This window comes from Paenibacillus rhizoryzae (assembly GCF_059686995.1).
This window is the reverse complement of the sequence record NZ_JCAALT010000001.1, coordinates 446,280-468,737: the sequence shown is the minus strand read 5'-3', so window position 1 is coordinate 468,737 and position 22,458 is coordinate 446,280. Positions and strand designations below refer to the sequence as shown.

22 protein-coding genes and 2 tRNA genes are annotated in these 22,458 nt (G+C 51.6%); 5 read left to right on the top strand and 19 right to left on the bottom strand.

The window, feature by feature from the left end:
• Window positions 1-74: 74 nt before the first annotated feature.
• The 16 genes from AC6ESO_RS02045 to AC6ESO_RS01970 form a co-directional block, all read right to left on the bottom strand.
• Window positions 75-635, bottom strand: a complete 561-nt coding sequence (locus tag AC6ESO_RS02045; protein ID WP_497089946.1) for a DUF4269 domain-containing protein — start codon at window positions 633-635, stop codon at window positions 75-77.
• A 25-nt stretch (window positions 636-660) separates the two neighbouring features.
• Window positions 661-1,875: a lysophospholipid transporter LplT gene (lplT, locus tag AC6ESO_RS02040; protein WP_497089945.1), complete on the bottom strand. Its 1,215-nt coding sequence runs from the start codon at window positions 1,873-1,875 to the stop codon at window positions 661-663.
• Between the two features lie 155 nt (window positions 1,876-2,030).
• Window positions 2,031-2,768, bottom strand: coding sequence for a DUF4247 domain-containing protein (locus AC6ESO_RS02035; protein WP_494817129.1), 738 nt, complete (start codon window positions 2,766-2,768; stop codon window positions 2,031-2,033).
• 15 nt (window positions 2,769-2,783) lie between these two features.
• Window positions 2,784-3,290, bottom strand: coding sequence for a DUF4178 domain-containing protein (locus AC6ESO_RS02030; protein WP_497089944.1), 507 nt, complete (start codon window positions 3,288-3,290; stop codon window positions 2,784-2,786).
• A 25-nt stretch (window positions 3,291-3,315) separates the two neighbouring features.
• Window positions 3,316-3,720, bottom strand: coding sequence for a DUF350 domain-containing protein (locus tag AC6ESO_RS02025; RefSeq protein ID WP_497089943.1), 405 nt, complete (start codon window positions 3,718-3,720; stop codon window positions 3,316-3,318).
• A gap of 142 nt (window positions 3,721-3,862) precedes the next feature.
• Complete coding sequence (locus tag AC6ESO_RS02020; protein WP_494817126.1) at window positions 3,863-4,534, bottom strand: PspA/IM30 family protein; 672 nt, start codon at window positions 4,532-4,534, stop codon at window positions 3,863-3,865.
• 101 nt (window positions 4,535-4,635) lie between these two features.
• On the bottom strand, window positions 4,636-5,415 hold the full coding sequence (locus AC6ESO_RS02015; RefSeq protein ID WP_497090473.1) for a helix-turn-helix domain-containing protein: 780 nt from the start codon (window positions 5,413-5,415) through the stop codon (window positions 4,636-4,638).
• A 92-nt stretch (window positions 5,416-5,507) separates the two neighbouring features.
• On the bottom strand, window positions 5,508-6,083 hold the full coding sequence (locus AC6ESO_RS02010) for a cysteine hydrolase family protein (protein WP_497089942.1): 576 nt from the start codon (window positions 6,081-6,083) through the stop codon (window positions 5,508-5,510).
• A 163-nt stretch (window positions 6,084-6,246) separates the two neighbouring features.
• A complete protein-coding gene (locus AC6ESO_RS02005; protein ID WP_497089941.1) occupies window positions 6,247-7,134 on the bottom strand; it encodes a phytanoyl-CoA dioxygenase family protein in 888 nt (295 codons plus the stop codon).
• 132 nt (window positions 7,135-7,266) lie between these two features.
• Window positions 7,267-7,506, bottom strand: a complete 240-nt coding sequence (locus tag AC6ESO_RS02000; RefSeq protein WP_497089940.1) for a hypothetical protein — start codon at window positions 7,504-7,506, stop codon at window positions 7,267-7,269.
• Window positions 7,507-7,661: 155 nt separating this feature from the next.
• Complete coding sequence (locus AC6ESO_RS01995; RefSeq protein ID WP_497089939.1) at window positions 7,662-7,883, bottom strand: hypothetical protein; 222 nt, start codon at window positions 7,881-7,883, stop codon at window positions 7,662-7,664.
• Between the two features lie 9 nt (window positions 7,884-7,892).
• Window positions 7,893-9,308, bottom strand: coding sequence for a dihydropyrimidinase (gene hydA / locus AC6ESO_RS01990; protein ID WP_497089938.1), 1,416 nt, complete (start codon window positions 9,306-9,308; stop codon window positions 7,893-7,895).
• 5 nt (window positions 9,309-9,313) lie between these two features.
• Entirely contained in the window at window positions 9,314-10,588 is a 1,275-nt protein-coding gene (gene preA / locus AC6ESO_RS01985) for an NAD-dependent dihydropyrimidine dehydrogenase subunit PreA (RefSeq protein WP_497090472.1), read from the bottom strand.
• A 26-nt stretch (window positions 10,589-10,614) separates the two neighbouring features.
• Window positions 10,615-11,958, bottom strand: coding sequence for an NAD(P)-dependent oxidoreductase (locus tag AC6ESO_RS01980; protein ID WP_497089937.1), 1,344 nt, complete (start codon window positions 11,956-11,958; stop codon window positions 10,615-10,617).
• A gap of 3 nt (window positions 11,959-11,961) precedes the next feature.
• Entirely contained in the window at window positions 11,962-13,233 is a 1,272-nt protein-coding gene (locus AC6ESO_RS01975; RefSeq protein ID WP_497089936.1) for a M20 family metallo-hydrolase, read from the bottom strand.
• An 18-nt stretch (window positions 13,234-13,251) separates the two neighbouring features.
• A complete protein-coding gene (locus AC6ESO_RS01970; protein ID WP_497089935.1) occupies window positions 13,252-14,631 on the bottom strand; it encodes an aspartate aminotransferase family protein in 1,380 nt (459 codons plus the stop codon).
• 144 nt (window positions 14,632-14,775) lie between these two features.
• Here AC6ESO_RS01970 and AC6ESO_RS01965 point away from each other — a divergent pair, with 144 nt between their 5' ends.
• From AC6ESO_RS01965 to rbsK, 4 genes are all read left to right on the top strand, one after another.
• Window positions 14,776-15,237 (top strand): N-acetyltransferase, encoded by a 462-nt coding sequence (locus AC6ESO_RS01965; protein WP_497089934.1) that lies wholly within the window; start codon window positions 14,776-14,778, stop codon window positions 15,235-15,237.
• 63 nt (window positions 15,238-15,300) lie between these two features.
• Window positions 15,301-15,376: transfer RNA gene (locus tag AC6ESO_RS01960), tRNA-Thr, on the top strand.
• 7 nt (window positions 15,377-15,383) lie between these two features.
• Window positions 15,384-15,460: transfer RNA gene (locus tag AC6ESO_RS01955), tRNA-Pro, on the top strand.
• 176 nt (window positions 15,461-15,636) lie between these two features.
• Window positions 15,637-16,554, top strand: a complete 918-nt coding sequence (gene rbsK / locus AC6ESO_RS01950; RefSeq protein ID WP_497089933.1) for a ribokinase — start codon at window positions 15,637-15,639, stop codon at window positions 16,552-16,554.
• Window positions 16,555-16,861: 307 nt separating this feature from the next.
• Here rbsK and AC6ESO_RS01945 read toward each other — a convergent pair whose 3' ends face one another.
• The 3 genes from AC6ESO_RS01945 to ilvB form a co-directional block, all read right to left on the bottom strand.
• Window positions 16,862-18,319 (bottom strand): amidase family protein, encoded by a 1,458-nt coding sequence (locus AC6ESO_RS01945; RefSeq protein WP_497089932.1) that lies wholly within the window; start codon window positions 18,317-18,319, stop codon window positions 16,862-16,864.
• A 144-nt stretch (window positions 18,320-18,463) separates the two neighbouring features.
• Window positions 18,464-18,955, bottom strand: coding sequence for an acetolactate synthase small subunit (gene ilvN / locus AC6ESO_RS01940; RefSeq protein WP_497089931.1), 492 nt, complete (start codon window positions 18,953-18,955; stop codon window positions 18,464-18,466).
• Window positions 18,952-20,697, bottom strand: a complete 1,746-nt coding sequence (gene ilvB / locus AC6ESO_RS01935) for a biosynthetic-type acetolactate synthase large subunit (protein WP_497089930.1) — start codon at window positions 20,695-20,697, stop codon at window positions 18,952-18,954. The genes ilvN and ilvB overlap by 4 nt, the downstream gene beginning before the upstream one ends.
• Window positions 20,698-20,919: 222 nt before the next feature.
• Here ilvB and AC6ESO_RS01930 point away from each other — a divergent pair, with 222 nt between their 5' ends.
• The gene (locus AC6ESO_RS01930) at window positions 20,920-22,428 is read left to right on the top strand and encodes a spore germination protein (protein WP_497089929.1); all 1,509 of its coding nucleotides are present in this window, start codon (window positions 20,920-20,922) and stop codon (window positions 22,426-22,428) included.
• Window positions 22,429-22,458 lie beyond the last annotated feature (30 nt).

Below are 22,458 nucleotides of genomic sequence, written 5' to 3'. Positions count from 1 at the left end.
GTTGAGTCCGTATATTTTAACAGACATTCGCTTAAGGAGATACATCTTTTCTACGATTCTTGATAAATGTTTATCTAGTCAGTCGCTATTAACGCAAGCAGCTGCGCGTCTGTCCAATCAGCGAGCTCCAGCAGCTTCGTATAGGGATCTCCTTCAAGCCCGAGCGCCTTCGCGAAAGCCGGCTCTGTTTTGAAACCTTTCTCTTTAAGACGTATGATCTCCGATTGAAAAGCATGACCGAACAATGCCAGCATCCGAGCCTCGACAACCATATGCCGGTAACCGTTCTGGTCGCTGGTCTTAATGGATTGCGCGAATATCTCAATCGGCCAACGCTCCAGCGTGAAATTCACCTTGATGCGTTCAAGTCCGGCTACGATTCTTCGAACGATGGTAAAGTGCTGCTGCTGCCCGAACTCCGCTATCATCGCAGCTTCAAAAGCATCAAAGTCTGTCACTTCACAGATCAAGTCCAGATCGCTGCCTGCAATGTTAATCCCAATTGGTACAGTTCCTACAAGGATCGGTACGTATGGTTTAAGCTTCTCAAGAAGCAGGTGCTTCTTCAGCAAATGATACACTTCGACTTGGGTAGGACTTCCCGCCAACAAATAAGCAGGGTCCTTCCAATCCATGGAAAGGAAAGACCCCGCAGAATGCCTAGTGCTCATGTCGTTGCTTTAATGGAGCTGATTCTCCGATTTCCTTAATGCCGCCGAGCTGGGTTGCGAGGAACAGAATAAAGAGGAGCAGCACCAGTCCAATCCCGATGACGGAGCCGTTAACGGAAACATCCATTTGGCTGAGCGATAAATAAATGACAAGACCGCTGACCGTAAGAATGTTCTCAACGAAGTTCTGCACCGCGATTGTTTTACCTGAGCCAATCAGCGCTTTGCCTTCTTCCTGCAGCATCGTATTCAGCGGAATGACGAAGATCCCGCCGAAGACGCCGATTAAGAAAAGAAGAAGAACCGTCATCCACAGCACATAAGTTAACGACGCCGCCATAACGGAAGCAACCATAAAGAGACCATAGTAGAATGCACGATGCAGCTTGCCTGCCGGCACCAGTCTTGGTGTTAGGAATGCGCTGCAAACGACGCCGATCGCCGTAACGCCGATCATCATCGACTGTTGATCGGTATCATCGATCCCAAGATTAAGCGGCAGCCAAGCAATAAGCGCAATGCGCAGCACTGCTGCCGTAAGCCAGAACGATCCGGTGCCGATCAAGGAAAACCGTGCACGGGCGTTGCGGAACAATAAGGAGAAGTCGCGCAGAAATTGAACGGCTTCTTTGCTGTAACGCAAGGAGCTGTTTCCTGCTTTGGCAGGGATCATAAACGTCATGAACAAGGACAGCAAATAGACCCCCAAACATGTCAGCACAGCAGGCAGATCCGAGTTTTCAGCGAGAAACCCTCCTGCCACCGTACCAAGAAGGATCGCGAGAATCGTCGAGCCCTCTACCTTGGCATTTGCTCGCAGCAGCTCGCTTTCATTCGAGGTAAGCTCGGTGAGAATACCGTATTTGCCAGGTGAATAAACTACAGCGCCAATTCCGACAAACACATAACATAGTGCAGGCGGCAGGCCGAAGAGCAGCAGCCCAATCCCGATTGCTTTCAATACATTGCCTAGAAGCAGCACATTCGATTTCGCTTTCTTATCCGCAAAAGCACCTACGACCGGAGCGAGTATAACATAGGCGCAGAGGAACGCGATCTGTATGTAATTGACGGCGATATCCGGATTCGCGACCCCTTGTCGCTTGACCATGCCCACGATGAGAAAAAAGTTCAAATTATCCGCGAATGCGCTTAAAAACTGGGTAAGTACGACCGTATTCAGCGGTGACAGCATACGTTTCATTCTAGTTCCCCTTCCTATTACAAACAGCCAATATGATCTCTCCATCATACCTAATGCCGCAATCGAATTAAAGTAAGATCATGCCATTTACGCAAAAAAAAGACCGGGTAAGCAGCTTCAAATTCGTCTGCTTATGCCGGTCTCTTCGTTTTCGTTTATCGTCGCCTTGAGATTCTGCCGAATCCCACTCTCGTCTTCGGTTTCGAGGATTTACGCGGCGTAAGCCAGCCGCTCGACTTCTTGCTGTCGCCTGAATCGCGCGTAATTTTGCCGGATTTGGGGGGAGCTTTATTGAATAGCCCGCCTTCGCCCACTTTGCTGGAATCCGCATTCTTGGAACGTTTGAAGATGGATCCCGTCCGGCTAACAGTCATTGGCGGAACGGCTTTCTTCTCTTGAACCGACGGCGCGTGATACGTGCCACCCTTCGGCTTGTACTTATCTCGGTCGGTATAACCACGATAATTGCCATTCCCATATCGACCGTTATCGAACAGATCACCCAATATGCTTGCGATCAAATAGCCTTGCAAGAAACTGGAGCTATAGTTATTGCGTACGTACTCCTTGGAATCCACTTCGATCAATGTATCTTCCGGCTTGGCTGCATCCTGCTGCAGATGGACAACTCGGTCCGAGTAGACCAGGAACATATGGTCCGTTTTCTCAGGCGATTGCTGCTGCGGCTTGGACTCATCAATGAGCGCCTTCGCCACTTCAGGTACGCTAACGCCTGTTGCGCGGTACACATAGGACGTTTCATTGCCGCTCCCGTTGACGGACTCGAGCGGATAGTTCTCTTCGATCGTCTTGTTTATGCCGCAAGCGGCAAGAAGAGGAACAATGAGCGTTACAACAAGCAATAATTTGATTAAATAGCTGGCTTTGCGCATCCCACTCATCATCTCCTAACTGCCGCGGAGAACGCGAACATCGGCCGGAAGCACATCTTCACCTTCATAGAGCATGAATCGGCCATCCTGCCATTCAATACGCAGCAGCTTCATATCGTCAGATTGATACTGCCATACATATTGCTCTCCGCCTTGCACGAACGGCGTCTTACCGGTAGCGGTAACGAGGCCGGAATACTGCTCCTCCAAATGGAACACACGGTCATCCAATTCTATTTCTGTAGGCACTTCCTCAACCGAATCGAGCCGTCCATCAATGGAATTGTACAAAGCATACTCCGTACGTTCCCGCTCTTCAATGGTTAAGTATTGGATTGCAGATCCGTCTTGAAGCGTTAGTACAATCAGGTTGCGCTGGCGATTATGCAGCCGGCCCACGACCTGGTACGTAACAAGCGACACTTCGACCACATCGCCGGGGCCAATCGTCAGGACGCTTTTCTCCGCCTTCGCCGGCTCCGGTTTAGCCATTATATTCTTAATCCGTTTGAATAAGCTCATGACGATAACTCCCTATTGTTCAAGATTACAGACACGAACCGATGATCAATGCACCTGCCACGTGGAGCGATCCCGCCAGCAGCGCATGCGACAGTTTGTTGTCTTTCGTGCCTTCGCTCAAGTCAAGTCCCGCAGTGGAGCGCAGTACGAATTCCACGATACTCTCCACGAGCAATAAGATGACAAACGAAATGACGGATACGAGCAGCGCTTCTCCGAGATGATTCGAAGTCGAGATCGACTGCGATAGGATATAAGCCTGAGCGAGCAGCTTCATGACAAAACGGCTCGTCACCGCTACGTTGCCCTTCTTGATTTCTTCCAAATCCTTATACCGGGTAAACAAGGAATCCACCGCCATCAGTATAACTAACAGCACTGCTCCGGCCCCGGTCCATACGAATATTGCTACCATCTCACTCAGTGTCATTCGATTATTCCTCCGTCATCCATTGTGCCGCAGTCCATCTGCAAAGAAAAAACGCCGCAGGGCGTGGAATCAAGCAATGTGCATGATTCCGGCCGGCAGACGTTCTTCCCTAAGCAGCCACTTGCGGATAAAGCTCCATCCGTTACTCTTTGTTCTCGTATTTCTTCATCAGCGCCGCGAGCTCATCATCAACGGCTTTATTCTTGCCGAGCGCTTCGAATTCATCATCGAGCGACTTGGCTTTGCTGTTCATCTCGTTGCTTGCTTCCGCTTGCGCTTCAGCTTGCAGCATCTTCTCTTCCATGCGCTTCAAGCCGGACATCGCCGTATCGGAGCTGAAGCCCGCCATCGATTTGTTAATCTCAGCTTGCGCTTTCGCTGCTTTGTAACGGGCAACGAGCGTTTCGCGTTTGTTCTTCATTTCAGTCAGCTGCTCGCGCATTTCACCCAGCTTGGAGCGAAGATTGTCCGCGGATGCTTTATTCTGATCGTAGCTGACTTTGTATTCATCGCGCTTCTGTTCAGCGGCTTTCTTCTCTTCCAGTGCACGTCTTGCGAGCTCGATATTTTGCAACGAAGCTGCTGTGTGGGCCTGTTCTTCACGTTTCTTAACCAGTGCGTCTTGTTCCTCATACAATTGCTTGAACCGTTTCTCGATTGCGATTTGGGAGGCAACAGCTTTCTCCGCATCCTCTAGATCCTCTTGCATATCGCGGATATATTGATCAGTCAGTTTAATCGGGTCCTCGGCTTTCTCAATAAGTGAATATACGTTCGACAAGGTAAGGTCCCGCAATCGTTTAAATACAGACATGTTTCGTTTCCTCCTCAAAATGGTGTTCGCATGCGTTCATGTTCTCTAATACGACAAGTGAATCCATTCGTTTCACAAATATTTTGCTCTGTTTATTTGACCTACAGACCCTGCTGCAATTTACGCCAATCCGACGGCGACGCGCCTTCCTTCTTCTGGAACCAGGCGCTAAACGAATGGATGGTCGTAAACCCGACTTGCTCGCTGATAAGCTGAATCGAACGGCTTGTGGACCGGAGCAGCCATTTGGCCTCTTCGATCCGACACTGCTGCTGGTACTGTTTGGGAGATACACCATACGATTCTTTGAACAACGCTCGGAAAGCCGATTCTGACAATCCGCACTGCTTCGCCAAAGCGCTAATTGAAATTTCCGAGCTTAAGTTGGCCCTGATAAAGTCTGCCGAAGAAGCTACGGATAAACTTAATCCGCCGCTGCTCTGATGTTGAAGCAAGAATAACAACAACAGATCCATCCATGTCGTATAACATCTGGATTCATCCTGAAGCGGCTGTGAGATCATGCGAAGCCACTGCCGATACAAGCCTTCGTACTGTTCCAGTACCATTGGCGAAAGCATCAGAATCCGCGGCTCCGCTTGAGGCGTAAGCCGGTGGAACAGAGCCATCGTTTCGCTTGGCATATCCAATGCTTCAAGCACAGCGAATCGAATATCCGTTATTCCTGTGTAATCATGCGACAAGTCCGCGGGGATAAGGATGACATTGCCGGCTTCGAGCAGATAATGCTTTCCTTCGCAGCTGAAGCTGCCCCGTCCTTCCAATACAACCGAGACTTCGAAGGAAGGATGGACATGCGCGCCCATGATCCAACCTCCGTCGTGGACGATGAGTGAGCCTTTTACAACCGGACAGGACATTGTCGGCACCGTACTCACTCCTCTTCGCGGCCTTCCCCTAATTTACCATAGGAACGCAAGACAAGAAAAGAGGGACAGTCGCATAAGTGGAGTCATCGGCGATTTCGCAGCGCTTCGATCCATTCACCTACGTTCATTACGTTAGCTTGGCGGGGAAAAACTTTCTCGGTGAGCACGCGATGAACCTCAGGATCGGCATCCAGGCATGCATCCGCAAGCACCGTAAGCTTGAAATCCTTGTCCGCCGCTTCCCGCAGCGTCGACAGTACGACGCCGCTCGTCGAAATGCCGCTCAGAATGAGCGAGTCAATTTGGCGGCTACGGAGCAGCACTTCCAAGTCGCTGCCGGTGAAGGCGCTGACGCGGCGCTTCGTAACGAGCGGCTCGCCCGGTTGCGGCTGCACGGAGTCGTGAATTTGCGTCGCTACGTCCGTTTCGGCCATGCCCCCATAACCGGCGATTGCGGAGAACGTCTTATTGCTGGAGCTGACTTCGGGGTAGCCCTCGCGGAAAGCGATGCGTACATAAATGACCGGAATGCCGTGCTCACGGGCAGCGCTCACGGCGTTTCGGTACGGATCAAGAGCTTCTTCCTTGCCCGCGAAACGCGATACAATGCCGTTCTGCATATCCATGACTAATAGAGCGGTTTTATTCGGTATTGACATCCGTGATACACTCCTTATTGCGATTGTAGTATGAAGCGGAGAACTCTCCTCTCGATACTAAACGGAGCGGTCTCCGCTTGTCAAACCGAAAAGGAGTTAAGCAGATTTATTCTGCCTAACTCCTCTATTCCCGTACACATTCATTTTAAGGTCAGTTCGGGTTCTAAACGCCCCACTTTGCTCTTGCATCCTCCATGCTAACCGTCGGGCCTGCATGCCAGCCATAATGACCTTTCGGCTTAGCGCCGATCCAACGCTCATCAACCGGCTCAGACTTGAGCTGGTATCTCGTATCGGCACTGAACCGGTAACGGTTCGTTTGATTCGTCAGAGAGCCATGCATCGTGTACATGCCGAACAGAATCGCATCCCCTGCTCTAAACTCCGCCGTTGCCCACCGTCCGCCGTATTTGTTAATTAACTCGAGCGGATCGGATGAAAACCAACCATCCACGCGGTCGCGATCCACATCCATCTGTCCATACGTTTCACGGATGCGGTCGAAATGCTGGGACCCGAGCAATATAGCAAGTCCCCCTAATTCATACGGAATATCGTCGAGCGGTGTCCAAAGCGTATACAGGTTCTTCGTCCCGCGCCCCATGTAGACGATGTCATAATGTGCTCCGGTAAACCCGCCGGTCTCTACGGCACGCACCCATTTGTAATCGTACGTGATACATTCGCCGCCCAGGAAACGTTCGAAGAACTGCATCGTCGACTCGCTGTTCACGACATCAAGCAGCTCCTGTGGTTGATTCTCGCTGCCTTGGAAGCCTGCAGCCTTATTGTTTGCATTAATAATGCCTTCTTCCAGCGCCGTGCCAGGCATCAGCTTGCCTTGCTCATTAATCCGCTGCAGGAAAGCCAGTCTTGCCAGCTGTACTTTCGAGCGATTATGAAAATCCCTGATGAACAGATAGCCGTCTTCTTTCAGTCTTTCACGCAGCTTTGCTTCATCGTCTAGGATATCGTTTGATTCTCTCAGTTCGGTCAAATACGGGCCGTTCATTTCCAGCTCGCATTCGCCGATTTTCACCTTTACTGTCATGTCCGCAGCCTCCCATAATACCGTAGTCATTTCTTCTACTTGTAAGTATAGAAATTCGGCGCCGTAATGTATTTATTGAAACCGCTTTAACATTTACGCAAAACATCGATTATGAAACGACAGAACTCCGAACTACTCTCGTTTGCTGTCTTTCTCGTTGCCGTGTTTGAAATTACCTGTCACCTTTGCCATGACGAGCTGAGCGGCTTTGAAATCCTGCCCGCTAATGCGGGACAGAAACTTGTCCGCCTCTTTACCTGCCAACGATGTAACCTGCCTTCCTTTGTACGAAATGAACACCTTGTTGTCTTTTGTCACTCGATAGGTGAAGACTTCTTCATCCAGACGATTCCTTTTGTCAATGTTGCCCATAACGATTAATCACCTTCTCCGGAGATACATGATTGTGAACATAGCTTATGACTATCTATTTCAATCGTCAGTTGTCAAATTCCTTGAATGATCCGTAATCGTCCGGAAAAAAGCACAATAAAAACGCCTCGGAATAATCCGAGACGCTGCGCAAGTTATCCTTGTTTTTGGGTCAGTAAGAGAGTGGACCAATATTTCCGTGCATTGGCATTACGCAGGTGGAGCGTCGCAGGCCTGGCATTCCCTGCCTCACCCGGAGGAGCAAGCAGCAGCTTGTCGCCGTTCAAACCCTCAATAACGCCTGAAATGCGATATCCTTGCTCCAAATACCCATCGATTGCTGCTTTCTCCGCCAGAAACTCACTGTGCTCCGACATGGTGCCGATTCACCCTTTCCCGCTCACGCTTTCACTGACAATCCCATACTTATTGCGACGCAGATAGTGCCCGCTTCCCGGACTCCCAACAAACTGACGATCTCGGATAATAAACTCCCCGCGGCTAAGAACAGATACCGGAACTCCTGTTACAGCTACCCCTTCGAACGGATTGTAATCGACGTTCATATGATGCGTTTCGGAAGAAATAACCCGCTTTACGGCCGGATCGAATATGACGATGTCCGCATCGCTGCCCACGGCGATCGTCCCCTTCTGAGGGAAGATCCCGAATAGCTTCGCGGCTCTGGTCGCAATGATGTCAACGAATTGATTGAGGCTGAGCCTGCCTTTCTCGACTCCCTCGGAATAGAGTAAGCTGAATCGGTCCTCGATGATCGGGCCGCCGTTTGGTATTTTGCTGAAATCGCCTAAGCCGAGCTCCTTCTGTCCGCTGAAATTAAAGGAGCACTGATCCGAGCCGACCGTCTGCAGCTGTCCATTCTTCAGCGCATTCCACAACACCTCCTGGTGCTCCTTCGCGCGCAGCGGAGGTGACCAGACATACTTCGCTCCCTCGAAATCCGGCTTCTCTAGGTATGTGATATCAAGCAGCAAATATTGCGGACAAGTCTCGCCCCATATGCGAAGGCCATCCAGCCGCCCTTCCGCAATTTGCCGTACCGCTTCCTCACAAGTGACATGCACGACGTACAGCTGCGAATCCGCAAATCCGGTCAGCCGGACGGCTCGCCCGGTCGCCTCGCCTTCCAGTACGGAAGGTCGCGTCAAAGCGTGATAGATCGGCTCCGTATGCCCTTCGGCCAACGCTTGCCGGATCAAATAATCGATGACATCTCCATTCTCCGCATGTACCATTACCAAAGCTCCGTGCTCCTTAGCACTCAGCAATGTGCGGTACAGTATGCCGTCATCGGCTTGAAGTACGTTTTTATAAGCCATAAACACCTTGAACGAGGTGATCCCTTCGTTGTTGATGATGGATGGCAGCTCTTCCAACACTTCATCCGTAATCTCGCTAATCATGAGATGGAACCCGTAATCGATGACCGCTTTCGCCTGCGCCTTCTCATGCCATGTACGAATAGCGCTGCTGAGCGGCTTCCCCTTGTCTGTCAGGCAGAAGTCGATAATCGTCGTCGTACCGCCATATGCGGCGGCAATCGTGCCGGTCTCGAAATCATCAGCGGTAATCGTACCGCCAAAGGGCATATCCAAATGCGTATGGGGATCAACGCCGCCTGGGAACAGATAACAGCCCGCCGCATCGATGACTTCCGCCTGGGGCGCTAACCGAAGCAGATCGCTGCCGATTGCGGTTATGATCCTGTTCTCGATAAGCAGATCCGCTCGGCTGATGTCCGCTGCAGTTACGATCTTACCGTTTTGTATGATTTTGGCCATCCTGCTCATGCCTCCTTTCGCCCAAGCGCCGCGATGGCTGCTTGACGTTCATTCCATGTCATTGAGATACCGGAAGCAGGCTGCTCGACCATTTCGATAGCACCTTCGACAGGGCAGACGATCGCGCATAAATTGCAGCCGACGCAATCCTCTTCCCGCACCTTCAAGTAACTCCTGCCCGCGTCATCCGTTAATCGATCGATACATTGATGAGAGGTATCCTCGCAAGCGATATAACACTTGTTGCACGAGATACACACTTCCGTATCAATCTTCGCAGTCACGGCGTAGTTCAAATCCAGGTTTCCCCACTCTGTGTAGCGCTCCACCGAACGACCGATCAACTCGCTGACGCTCGCAATCCCTTTGCCGTCGAGGTAATTGTTCAGTCCGTCAATCATATCCTCGACGATTCGAAAACCATGGTGCATCGCAGCGGTGCAAATCTGCACGCCGGTAGCGCCCATCAGCATAAACTCGACAGCATCCCGCCAATCGGAAATACCGCCGATACCGGAAATCGGCACATCGATACGCGGATGCCTCGCACATTCAGCTACCATGTTCAGTGCGATCGGCTTTACCGCAGGACCGCAGTATCCGCCATGCGAGCCCTTCCCGCCTACATGCGGAATCGTATTCCACGTATCGAGATCGACGCCAGCGAGCGAGTTAATCGTGTTGATAAGCGATATCGCATCCGCGCAGCCTCTAACAGCCGCAAGCGCAGTCGCCGTGATATCGGTGATATTCGGCGTCAGCTTCACGATTACCGGCGTGCGTGCCGCTTCCTTCGCCCAGTAGGTTTGTTTCTCAACCAAGTCCGGCTGCTGACCTGACGCAGAGCCCATCCCCCGTTCGGCCATTCCATGCGGGCAGCCGAAGTTCAGTTCCAAACCGTCGACGCCGACGGCCTCCACCTTCTTGACGATTTCATGCCATTTATCCCGCTTCGGTTCCACCATCAGCGACACGACTAACGCCCTGTCAGGGAACAGCTTCTTCGTCTCCGCGATTTCCTTCAAATTCACTTCGAGCGGCCGATCCGTAATCAGCTCGATATTATTGAATCCCGCAACCCGTTGCCCGTTAAAATGAACAGCGGCGAAACGAGATGACGTATTGATAATCGGATCGCCAAGTGTCTTCCACACCGCCCCGCCCCAACCCGCTTCGAAAGCACGCTGCACCTGATACCCGGTATTCGTAGGCGGAGCAGACGCAAGCCAGAACGGGTTCGGTGATTCGATGCCAGCCAAATTAATCCGCAAATCAGCCATTCGATCGCCCTGCCTCTCCTTGGAATTCAAACATTGTCCACCGCTAGCTGACGATAGATCGCATAGGCTGCAAGCTTCCCTTGCTGAGCGGCCGAGACGACCATTGCCTCCCCTTGCCCATCGCCAAAAATAATATCGCCTGCCGCGTAAATGCGAGGGTTTGAAGTTAAATAGGTAGCTGGATCCACCGTCACGATTCCACGTTTATGCGCCAGTTCAAACTGATCGATCAACGACACATGTCTGGACTGTCCGATCGCTTTTACGACCGCGTCTGCTTCAATGATGAACTCGCTGCCGGGTACGGCTACAGGCCTCGCCCTACCGCCTTCCTTAGCGGACTCGAGCTGCATGCGGATACACTCGATTCCTTTCACCCGCCCCTGCTCGTCTCCAATAATGCGGACCGGCGCGGTCAGCCAGCGAAAAGCGACACCGTCGCTCTTGGCAAACTCATACTCGAACTCGTACGCCGTCATTTCCTGCTGCGAGCGACGATAACAGATCTCCACGTGAGAGGCGCCCATTCGCACGGAGCAGGTTGCCGCATCGATCGCGGTGTTGCCTGCGCCGATGACCACGACATTGCGGCCGCCAAGCTCTGCGGTGAGCGACACTTTCGTTAACTCTACCAGCTCAATGGCATCATATACGCCTGTCAGTTCTTCGCCGGGGATGCCTAACATCGGCACCTTCGCCATGCCTGCTGAGAGCAGAACCACATCATAACCGGCGAGCAGTTCCTCTGCGGAGATATCGCGGCCGACTGCCGTATTCGTGCGGATCTCGACGCCTAGCCGGCGCACCTGTTCAACCTCCCACAGCGCAATCGGCTGCGGCAGCCGGAACGACACGATTCCGTACGTATTCAATCCGCCGGCCTGCTCCTTCGCTTCAAACACCGTCACGGCAAACCCGAACCGAGCCAGCTCCCGCGCTGCCGACAATCCTGCCGGCCCGCCTCCGACGACAGCTACAGACCGCCCGTTACGCTTGCCGGCAGTGAATAACTGCTGTTCATTCTTGATCGCCCAGTCGGTTGCGTAACGCTGTAAATCGCCGATCCTTATCGGCTTGGAGGAATGATTAAGCACGCATGCCCCTTCGCACAGTTCCTCTGTCGGGCATACGCGCGAGCAGCTGGCGCCTACGGGATTCGCATCCATAATGGTCCGAGCCGAGCCGGCCAGATTGCCTGTTGCGATTTTTTTGATGAAGGAGGGAATGTTGATGCCTGTCGGACAAGCTTGAATGCAGGGGGCGTCGTAGCAGTAGAGACAGCGATTGGATTCTTCCGCGGCTTCCTTCGGCCGCATGCCCGCCTTAACTTCGGCAAAATTACGCTTTAACGCTTCAGCAGAAATAAACAAGGCTTATCCCCCTTCCCTTTCGACCGTAGACATGCGTACAATCGTGCGATACAGCAGCTCCACGCCCAGTTCGATATCCTCCGGTGTGGAATACTCCAGCGGATTATGGCTGATTCCATCCTTGCACCTGACAAAAATCATCCCATAATCGCATACATGCGACATCGCCAGCGAATCGTGAAACGGGCCGCTCATCAGCTCAGGCGGCGTGTGTTCAAGCAGCTGAACCGCTTCTTCATGCATCACTTGCTTGATTCGCTCCGCGCAATATCTCGCTTCGCTGTTCGTATCCTCGCGCACCGTGTAGGTTAAACCATGCTCCCTTGCTGCCTCTTCCAGAATCCGCCGCAGCTGTGCTTCCCGCTCTCTCCGGCGCTCCATATCGATATCCCGAAGATCAATCGTGAACGTTACTTTCTCGGGAATGATGTTGCGAGAGTTCGGGAATACGGTCAATGCGCCGACCGTTCCCACTGTCGGAGCCCCCGGCTCGGAGCGAGCCAGCGCATTCAGCGCCGTAATGACGCTGGCTGCCCCAACAAGAGCGTCCCTGCGCATCGGCATCGGCACGGAGCCGGCATGTCCTGCAAAACCCGTCATCTCGACCGTCAGCCAGAGCGGTCCGGATATCCCGCTAACAATGCCGATCGGACGCCCCAGCGCTTCGAGCACCGGCCCTTGTTCGATATGAAGTTCCAGAAATGCGCCGACAGCGCCTTCAGGATAACGAGCCGCTTCGAAACCATCCGGATCACCTCCAAAAGCAAGCAGCGCCTCCCGTCTAGTCACACCTGCAGCGTCTGTCCGCTCAAGCTCCCCTTCTTCCAGCTTGCCTGTGATGCCGCGGACACCAAACAAACCTTTATTGAATCGGCAGCCTTCCTCATCACAGAAGGCCGCGATTTCGAGGGGCATCTCCGGCACAATGCCTTGTTCGCTCAATGTCAGCACAGCCTCCAGCGCGCCGAGCACGCCGATGACGCCATCGAATCTTCCGCCATAGGGCTGCGAGTCGATATGCGAACCGGCCATGAGCAAAGGCTTCCCGGCATCCTTGCCTGCAAGCCGCCCGAACAAATTGCCGAAAGCATCGATTCGGGTCTGCAACCCTGCCTCTTCCATCCAACTTCTGACAAGCAGCACACCTTGCAAGTCCTCCTGCGACAGCGCGAGCCGGCATACACCGGTATCGCCAAGCTTGCCGATTTGTGCCAATTCATCGATTCTGCGATGCAATCGCCCGCTGTTGATCGCCAAGCTCCCGGATGCTGTCATACTTCCTCGACTCCTTCCTTATACGCTTGCTGGTGTGGCAGAAGTTAGTGCCTCGATCGCCGCAATCACGGTTTCTGCTACAAATTCAAGCTCGTCATCCGATGTTATCAGCGGCGGACAAAGCGTAATAATGTTGTTGAAGCCCGGAACGGTGTCGCCGTTCTTCCCTACTAGAAGGCCGCGGCGCCTGCATTCCCCAATGACACTAAGCATCTTGTCTGCGGACGCCGGGAGCTTCGACGCCTGATCCTCCACAAGCTCAATCCCACATGCCGAGCCGAACAATCGTATGTCGCCAACATGTGGATGCGCCCGCAGAACTTGCAGCCGCCGGCCGAGCTCTCGTCCCAAATGCGCCGACCGTTCCACCAAGCGCTCCTCTTCCAAAATGGCCAAGTTCGCCAACGCAACCGCGCATGACACTTGATTGCCGCCAAACGTATTCACATGCCGGAAATGACTGTTCGCTTCCTTCGTCTTAAAGCTGTCGTACAAACTCGCACGCACAGCCGTTGCCGAGAGCGGCGAATACCCGCTGGTCAGCCCTTTCGCCATCGTGACGATATCCGGCACGACACCGTAATTATGATGGCCGAACCGCTCACCCGATCGGCCGAATCCGCAAATAACCTCGTCCATAATGAGCAGTACGCCGTACTTATCGCAAATTTCGCGTACCTTCGGCAAATATTCAGGCGGCGGAACGATCATGCCTCCTCCTGTAATGACCGGCTCCATAATGACGCCTGCGACAGAATCGGCGCCTTCCCAATTAATCGCGTCCTCAATCGCTTCGGCACATTCCAGCTTGCAGCTGCCATAGGTTTGTCCAAACGGGCAGCGATAGCAATACGGCGGCGGCACATGCTCGAAGCCGGCACCAAGCGGCTCGTACTTCAGCTTGCGCTGTGCTTGGCCCGTTGCGCTGAGTGCACCCAAGGAGCTGCCATGATAGGCACGGTGCCTGGCAATAAATTTATGGCGCGTCGGCTCCCCATTTTGATGAAAATGCTGCCTAGCAATCTTGAAAGCTACTTCGTTCGCGTCCGAGCCGGAATTGGAATAGAAAATACGATAATCGCTGCCGAGCCATTCGTTGATCTTCTCAGCCAGCTCGATCGCCGGAACATGGGACTGCATCATCGGCGAATAAGCGATCGTTTTCATTTGCTCATAGGCAGCCCGCGCAATCGTTTCTCTGCCATGGCCGACATTGACGCACCAGAGGCCCGACATGCCGTCGAAATACCTTTTGCCCTCCGCATCCGTTATCCAGCAGCCATCCCCGGAAACAAAAATCAGCGGGTTGTCATTATGAGGCGAAATATGATGCCATACATACTTACGATCCTTCGAAAGCAACTCCTCCGCGCCGGATATCGGTTGATCGCCGCTCATTTTCCCACCCCTTCGCCCATCTCACTCTACTTCTTAGTTCAGTTTATTCCGCCTCTTTCGTCGATATGGCAACGGGTTGTCATTTCTTATTCAGTTGGACAATAATATGTACATACAGTAATGCTCATCCATACCGGGAGGTCAATGATGATGATCGAAGACTGCATTCATAGGCAGATTGAGCTCATTTCCAACGACGGCTGTTATGTACATCGAATTGTGCAAACGAGGCAGGGCGATTCCGTCATTCTGTACTCCCCGAATAAGGGTTTTGATATCCATGCGAGAATTGTGTTTGCATCGGGTATCGCGACCAAACGTCATCTTAATGATCTCAATATGTACATCACTCCGATTGAAGGTCAGCGCGCTTGGCTTCTACAGTACATTCGCATTTTGGGGGAGAAAATCAATCAAGGTTACGGTTCGTTAATGATGGAACAGCTGCTGCTGCGGGCTGTGGAGGAGAATATTCGTTATATCGAGGGACGTATGCAGGCTGCCGAACATAAGGAGCATCTGGACAGGCTCCGTCATTTCTACACCAAGTTCGGCTTCGCAATCGATGAGCAATGTAAAATCCATTGGGCCAATAAAAATTTTTAAAAAGGGACTTGCATAAATTATTTTTTCTGTGGTAAGATACGTCTTGTGTTTCGGTAAAAACGCGCCGGTGTAGCTCAGTTGGTAGAGCAACTGACTTGTAATCAGTAGGTCGTGGGTTCGACTCCTATCGCCGGCACCACTTACCGCGGGACGTAGCTCAGCTTGGTAGAGCACCTGGTTTGGGACCAGGGGGTCGCATGTTCAAATCGTGTCGTCCCGACCATATATACATAATGTATCATAGAATAGAGTTATAGAAGAGAACCTTGAGCGTTATGCTCAAGGTTTTTTTTATTGCATATATGTCGGTCCAGCGCATTGACGCTTTAAATTAGCACATGCTATATTCAGGAAATGATAGAAACGCTTACATCAGCTATGCATGAAAGGATGACCATTGTGGCAAAGCAGCCCAAGATATCGGTAGCAGGAAGCTTGAATATGGACCTCGTTCTGAAAATGCAGCGGATGCCGAAGGTCGGCGAAACCGTGCAAGGCGATGAGATCCACTACATCTCCGGCGGCAAAGGCGCGAACCAGGCCGTCGGCTGTGCACGGCTCGGCGCTGAGGTCAAGATGATCGGAGCCGTTGGCGGGGATGCCTTCGGATCGGAAATTATGGAACGGATGCGGCAATTCGGTGTGCAGACGGAGGCGATCTCCGTACTGGAAGGTGCATCTACAGGCACAGCGACCATCATGCACACCTCAGAGGATAACTGCATTGTGATCGTGCCTGGCGCAAACGGGCAAAATACCGCCGAAAGCATCACGGCGCATGCCGAGCTGATCCGCCAATCGGATTTGCTGATCGTTCAGCTGGAAATCCCGATGCCTGCTGTAGAGACGGCGCTGCGGATTGCACGCGAAGCCGGCGTTCGCACCGTTCTGAACCCGGCCCCTGCCCTTCCGCTTACGGAAGAGCAAATTGCGATGGCGGATTATTTTACGCCAAATGAGACGGAATTCGAGCTCTATTGCGGCACTTCGATTACGTCGGAGGAGCAGTTGTTCGAGCGCATGACCGCTTGGCAGAAGCAATACCCCGGGCAAACCTTGATTGTAACGCGCGGGAAACATGGCATCTCGTGCGCGACTGCCGATGACATCGTCACCGTGCCTGCCTCGATCGTGAAGGTTGTAGACACGACCGGTGCAGGAGATTCGTTCAATGCAGCGCTGTGCTTCGGCATCGCGAGCGGCTGGTCGCTCGACCAAACGCTGCCGCTGGCCGTAAAAGCGGCCTCTTTCTCCGTAACCGTATTCGGCGCGCAGGACGGCATGCCGACGCTTCAGAACTTGAGTTCGTTTGTTTGATGAGAAGGAGCTAAGCGGCTTAGGTGCGCGCTTAGCTCCTTCTTGGCATGCCAATGTAGATTCCTAGACGAGCTTCTTTCTCGCATTCCCCCGCTTTTCCACTAATGTAGACTCCCAGGTGTGCTTCATTAGCCCATTCCCCCACTTTCCCGCCAATGTAGATCCCTAGGAGAGCTTCTTTTTCGCTCATGAGCGGTAACCAGTACCTCTCTTTTGCCCCAAACCAAATCATCACTACAATCGACAACAAAAAAGAGACCCTCTCAAAAGTAGCCAAGCGCTCTTTTGAGACAGTCCCTCCCCAACCCTATATAAAACTCTTCAATGAAGGCGCCTTGCGTACCTTGCTTCCCTGCTCATAGGCATACGCCAACTGGATGAGCCTCGGTTCGCTATAGGCCTTCCCTGAGAACGTCACGCCGAACGGGACGCCTGCGGAGGTGTAGCCGGCCGGTACGATAATGGACGGATAGCCGGCCCGCGCCGTTATGCGCGAGCCAAAGTCGGCCGGGAACAACAGCGCATCCAGACGATGCTCTTTCATAACGGCATCGATGCCTTCGACTTGGCAAAGCCGCAAATCCGTCAGCCGGTCCTTGAGATACTGGGTCTCCGTTAATGTGCCGGAAGTGTTATTTTGAGCGAGCAGCAGTAAGGATTGACCGTACTTCAACGTTTCTTCCGGATGCGCTTCATTGAACGCGATAATCTCCGCTAAGGAGTGTACCGGTGCACTTGCCGGCAGCGCGGAAAGATAGGCATGAAGCGAAGCTTTGAACTCGTTGAGGATGACAGAGGAGTATGCGATTTCTCTGGCAGTCGGGATATTGGCAGGATCGATGATCTCGGCACCCAGCTCACGCATCGTATGTAGCGCTTGATCGAAGATCTCCAGCTGCTCCGGCGTCAATTCCTCAAAATAATAATCGCGCGGGACGCCGATTCGAGCTCCTTCCAGTCCGCCTAATTGAAGAAACGGGGCATACTTCGTTTGACGTTTCCCTAAGCTGCTCCCCATTGCCGGATCCGCCTCGTCAACCTGCACAAGCGCGTCCAGCAGCACAACAGCATCCGTTACCGTCCGAGCCATCGGTCCCGCCGTATCTTGACTATTGGAGAGCGGAAGAATCCCTGTGCGGCTAACTAGTCCGACAGTCGGTTTGATTCCTACCGTTGAGCTCAAATTGGCCGGATTAATGATGGAGCCTGAGGTTTCCGTGCCGATTGCCGCCATACAGAAATTGCAAGAAACCGCAACGCCCGAACCAGCGCTTGCCCCCCCGGTTGGCGACGAAATATGATAAGCATTCAGTACTTGTCCGCCTCGCGAGCTGTATCCGGAGGGCATGCCTTCAGTCATGAAGTTCGCAAACTCGGTCATGTTCGCCTTGCCCAATATAACTGCGCCTGCTTCGCGAAGCTGCTTCACAATGAAAGCATCTTCACCTGCATAAAGGTCGGCAAGCGCGAGCGAGCCCGCGCTTGTATGCATTTTGTCGCCGGTATTAATATTGTCCTTGAGCAGGATAGGAATGCCATGCAGCGGTCCTCGAGGCCCGCGAAGCGCTCTTTCGGCGTCCAATGCATCTGCAATGAACAAAGCATCGGGATTAAGCTCGAGCACGGAATTGATGGTGAGGCCATTCTTGTCGTGCTCAGCAATGCGCTCCATGTAGATCAGAACTAATGCTCTGGATGTGATTTCACCGTTTTCCATCGCGGCCTGCATATCGGCTATGGTTGCTTCTACGATTTCAATGCTCATCTTCTTCCCCTCCAGCAATGGATAAACGCCTCTCACACACTATCTAGTTCTATTGTACATGATCGCTATGAAATTTGTGGAAAGAAAAGAGCCTAGATCCGGTAGAGTCCCGCACCTAGGCTTCATGTCCTTGCAACTCCGATATTACTTGTTACTTCCCTCTTCTCGATTCATAGCCGTCACCCCGGTACGGGTTAATTCCAAGATTCCATACGGTCTAAGCAATTCAATCAATGAATGAATTTTATCTTGATCTCCAATAACCTGTACGATCAGACTATCCATGCCCATATCGACGATCGAGGCACGAAAAGATTCAACGATGCTTATAAGCAGCGGTTTCACTTCGGACGGCGCACTTACTTTGATAAGTGCAAGCTCGCGATCAACCAGCGGATACGCGGTTAAGTCCACGATTTGAATAACATCGATCAGCTTATTTAACTGTTTCCGCACTTGTTCGAGCCTGTTATCATCCCCGGACGTCAAAATAATCATGCGGGACAATCCCGCTGCTTCCGACTGGCCGACTGTTATGCTTTCAATGTTAAATCCGCGGCGCCCGAATAATCCGGCAACTCTCTGCAATACGCCCGGATGGTTGTTTACAAGAACAGAAATCGTATGTCGTTTCATGATTCATCCCCCATAATCATGTCATCAATCGTGGAACCGGGGGAAACCATCGGATATACATTCTCTTCCTGGTTAACAACAAAATCGATTAGTACAGGCCCCTGTATTTCCAGTGCTTCTTTCCATACCCGGCGAGCCTCTTCTTGATTGGTTGCCCTGAGCCCTATAACGCCATAGGCTTCTGCCAATTTCACGAAATCCGGACTGCCAGAGAGCTCCATATGACTAAAACGATTATCATAAATGATTTCTTGCCATTGTCGTATCATGCCGAGGACCTGATTATTCAGAATAACGATTTTCACGGGAATGTTATGAGCAGCGCAAATCGCAAGCTCTTGTGCACACATTTGAAACCCGCCGTCACCATTGACGGACACCACAAGCCGATCCGGCTGACCTACCTGTGCCCCTATTGCAGAAGGTAAACCAAATCCCATTGTTCCAAGTCCGCCTGAGGTAATTAACGAACGCGGGTGCTTAAACTTATAAAATTGAGCGGCCCACATTTGATTCTGGCCAACGTCCGTTGTGACGATAGCTTCGCCACCCGTCGTCTCGCTAATCATTTCAATGACGAATTGCGGTTTTAACGTTAGTTCAGAATTCGTGTAACGAAGCGGATACCTATTTTTATTTTCTTGTATTTCTGACAGCCACGCTTCTGATTGGATTGGCTTCGCATGAACATTTGCCTGTTGAAGCACGGTTTTCACATCGCCGATACAAGGAATTGCCGTTTCGACGATTTTTCCAATTTCCGCCGGATCGATATCAATATGTGCAATCGTTTTTGCCTTGGGAGCGAATCCGCTGGTTTTCATCGTGACTCTATCGTCAAAGCGCGCTCCAATACTTATGAGAAGATCGCAATTCTGCAAAGCTCTATTGGCTGTATAGGTTCCGTGCATCCCAGGCATGCCGATCCATAATTCATGCGCACTTGGAAATCCGCCTAAACCAAGCAACGTCGTCGTAACCGGTATCCGGGTTTTCTCTGCAAATTCGAGTAATTCCTTGGATGCGTCCGAATAGATAACGCCGCCGCCGGCCAGAATGACAGGTCGTTCGGCTTCTTCAATAGCGCGGAGCAACTTCTCGATTTGCGCCACGTCCGTTTGGATGTCCGGGCGGTATCCTCGTATCTCAGGAATACCTACCGGATGTTGAAATTCCATCATATCAATGGATACATCCTTTGGAATATCGATCAATACCGGCCCTTTCCGTCCGGTGGAAGCAATATAAAAAGCTTCATGAATGATCCTCGGCAGCTCATTGACATCGCGAACCAAATAATTATGCTTCGAAATCGGCATTGTCATGCCGGTGATATCCGCTTCCTGAAATGCATCTGTTCCAATTAAGGCTGTCGAGACATTGCCCGTGATAATAACCAATGGAACAGAGTCCATATTAGCGGTAGCGATACCCGTAACCAGATTAGTCGCCCCAGGTCCCGAAGTCGCAAAGCATACCCCAACTTTGCCAGTTGCGCGCGCATAGCCGTCTGCAGCATGAATGGCTCCCTGTTCATGACGAGATAAGATATGTTGAAACTCAGGCATTTCATGAAAAGCATCATAAATGTTTAGGACACTCCCTCCCGGAATCCCAAACACACACTCTACACCTTCAAGCAGCAAGCTTCTTACAAGAGCCTCGGATCCGGTTACCCTATCATTCTTACTAAGCCTATTCATCCATTCATGGTTTGGTTGTTGGGTCTCTATATCTATCATTTCTTAATCCTCCCATCTAAGCTGTAGTGACACTGCCGTCCGAAGCAGTTCTAGCTCCTGTTGCCCCATTCTATGGGATTCATAATGATTGATCAATATCGTTGTTTCTATGAAGACGATAGATGCTATCTATCGATACCGGATGGATTGCATAAGGATTCCTGTATTGGGAAAACTCAAACTGTCTACTTTGCCACAGAAAGGAAATTCAGGCGCATGCTTATGAAACGAGGTATACAGCAACGCAAACCTCATCCTCCGCATCGTGACCTGCCGGAATCTCCACCAGAGTTTCATAACCCGCTTGCAATCGGACTCGAAGAAAACCATCGCTATCTGAAACAGATTTTCAATAAATGCTCGGACATTGTGTTTCGTGAATTCACGGTTCAGGGAAAAATGAATCTGCTCATGATTTACATCGACGGCATGGTGGATGCGCGCTCATTCGAGCAGACCGTATTGAAACCGCTGCTCTATGAAGGACTGCCGCAGGGGATGGAGAGGATTCACAATTTGGCTCAAGCTTGCGAATTGGAGTATTTCTCAGTCCTGCAGACGAAGACAGCAACTACCTATCTTGATGTGATTCAACCTATCTTAAAAGCGCAAATTGCCGTGCTTGTCGATCATGAACCGCTAGCTCTGCTGGTCGACATGAAAAAGATTGAAAATCGCGGTGTAGAAGAACCTAGCTTAGAATCTACTCTACGTGGACCTCGCGAAGGCTTTAATGAAAGCCTGCAGGTCAATCTGACGCTGCTCCGTAAACGGATCCCCAGTCATTTATTAAAACTGGAAACGCTCGAGCTTGGCAAGATCACCCGCACCAGTGTCGTAATCGCCTATATGGAGGGTTATGTGGATCCCTCCGTGTTAGCGGAAGTGAAGGCAAGAATAGCGAAGATTGAAGCGGCAGCCATTCTCGAATCCGAATACATAGAAGAATATTTAGAGGATTCACCGTTCTCCCCGTTTCCGCAAATTCAAAACACGGAACGCCCGGATGTCATCACCTCTTCTTTATTTGAAGGCAAAGTAGCCATCCTGACGGATGGCGCTCCTTGCGCACTGGTTGTACCCATGACATTCTGGGTAGGACTGCAGGCAGCGGATGATTATTACGAACGCTTTATTTACGTCAATGCCATGCGTATCGTCCGTTTCACGTTCTCCTTGGTTTCGCTGCTAGCACCGGCGTTATATGTCACGCTGACAACCTTTCATCAGGGGATGATCCCGTTTGTCTTGATGAGCAGCATTGCGATTGCGAGGGAAACGTCTCCGTTTCCTACGGCGATCGAAACAATCTTGATGGAGCTTGTATTCGAGGGACTGCAAGAGGCTGGTATCCGGCTTCCCAACCGAATCGGGCCGCTTGTCAGCATTGTCGGGGCATTGGTAATCGGTCAGGCAGCCGTTCAAGCAGGAATCATATCCGCCCCCATTGTCATTGTTGTTTCTGCCACAGGGATCGCTTCATACGCTATACCCAGGTACAGCTTCGGAATTGCCTTCCGGCTGCTCCGTTTCGTCATGCTGGTTCTCGCATCAACGCTTGGACTGTTCGGGATGGCCGTTGGCATCATGGGGATATTAATCCATCTGGTAAGTATGAAGTCTTTTGGCGTACCTTATTTCTCTCCCGTTGCCCCACGTTTGTGGACGCAAATGCTGGATATGATCATTCGTGCCCCTAAATGGATGAGAATCGGGCGTTCAAACAGCTAGGCGTTATCAATTTGTTTAAAGGTGACTTCC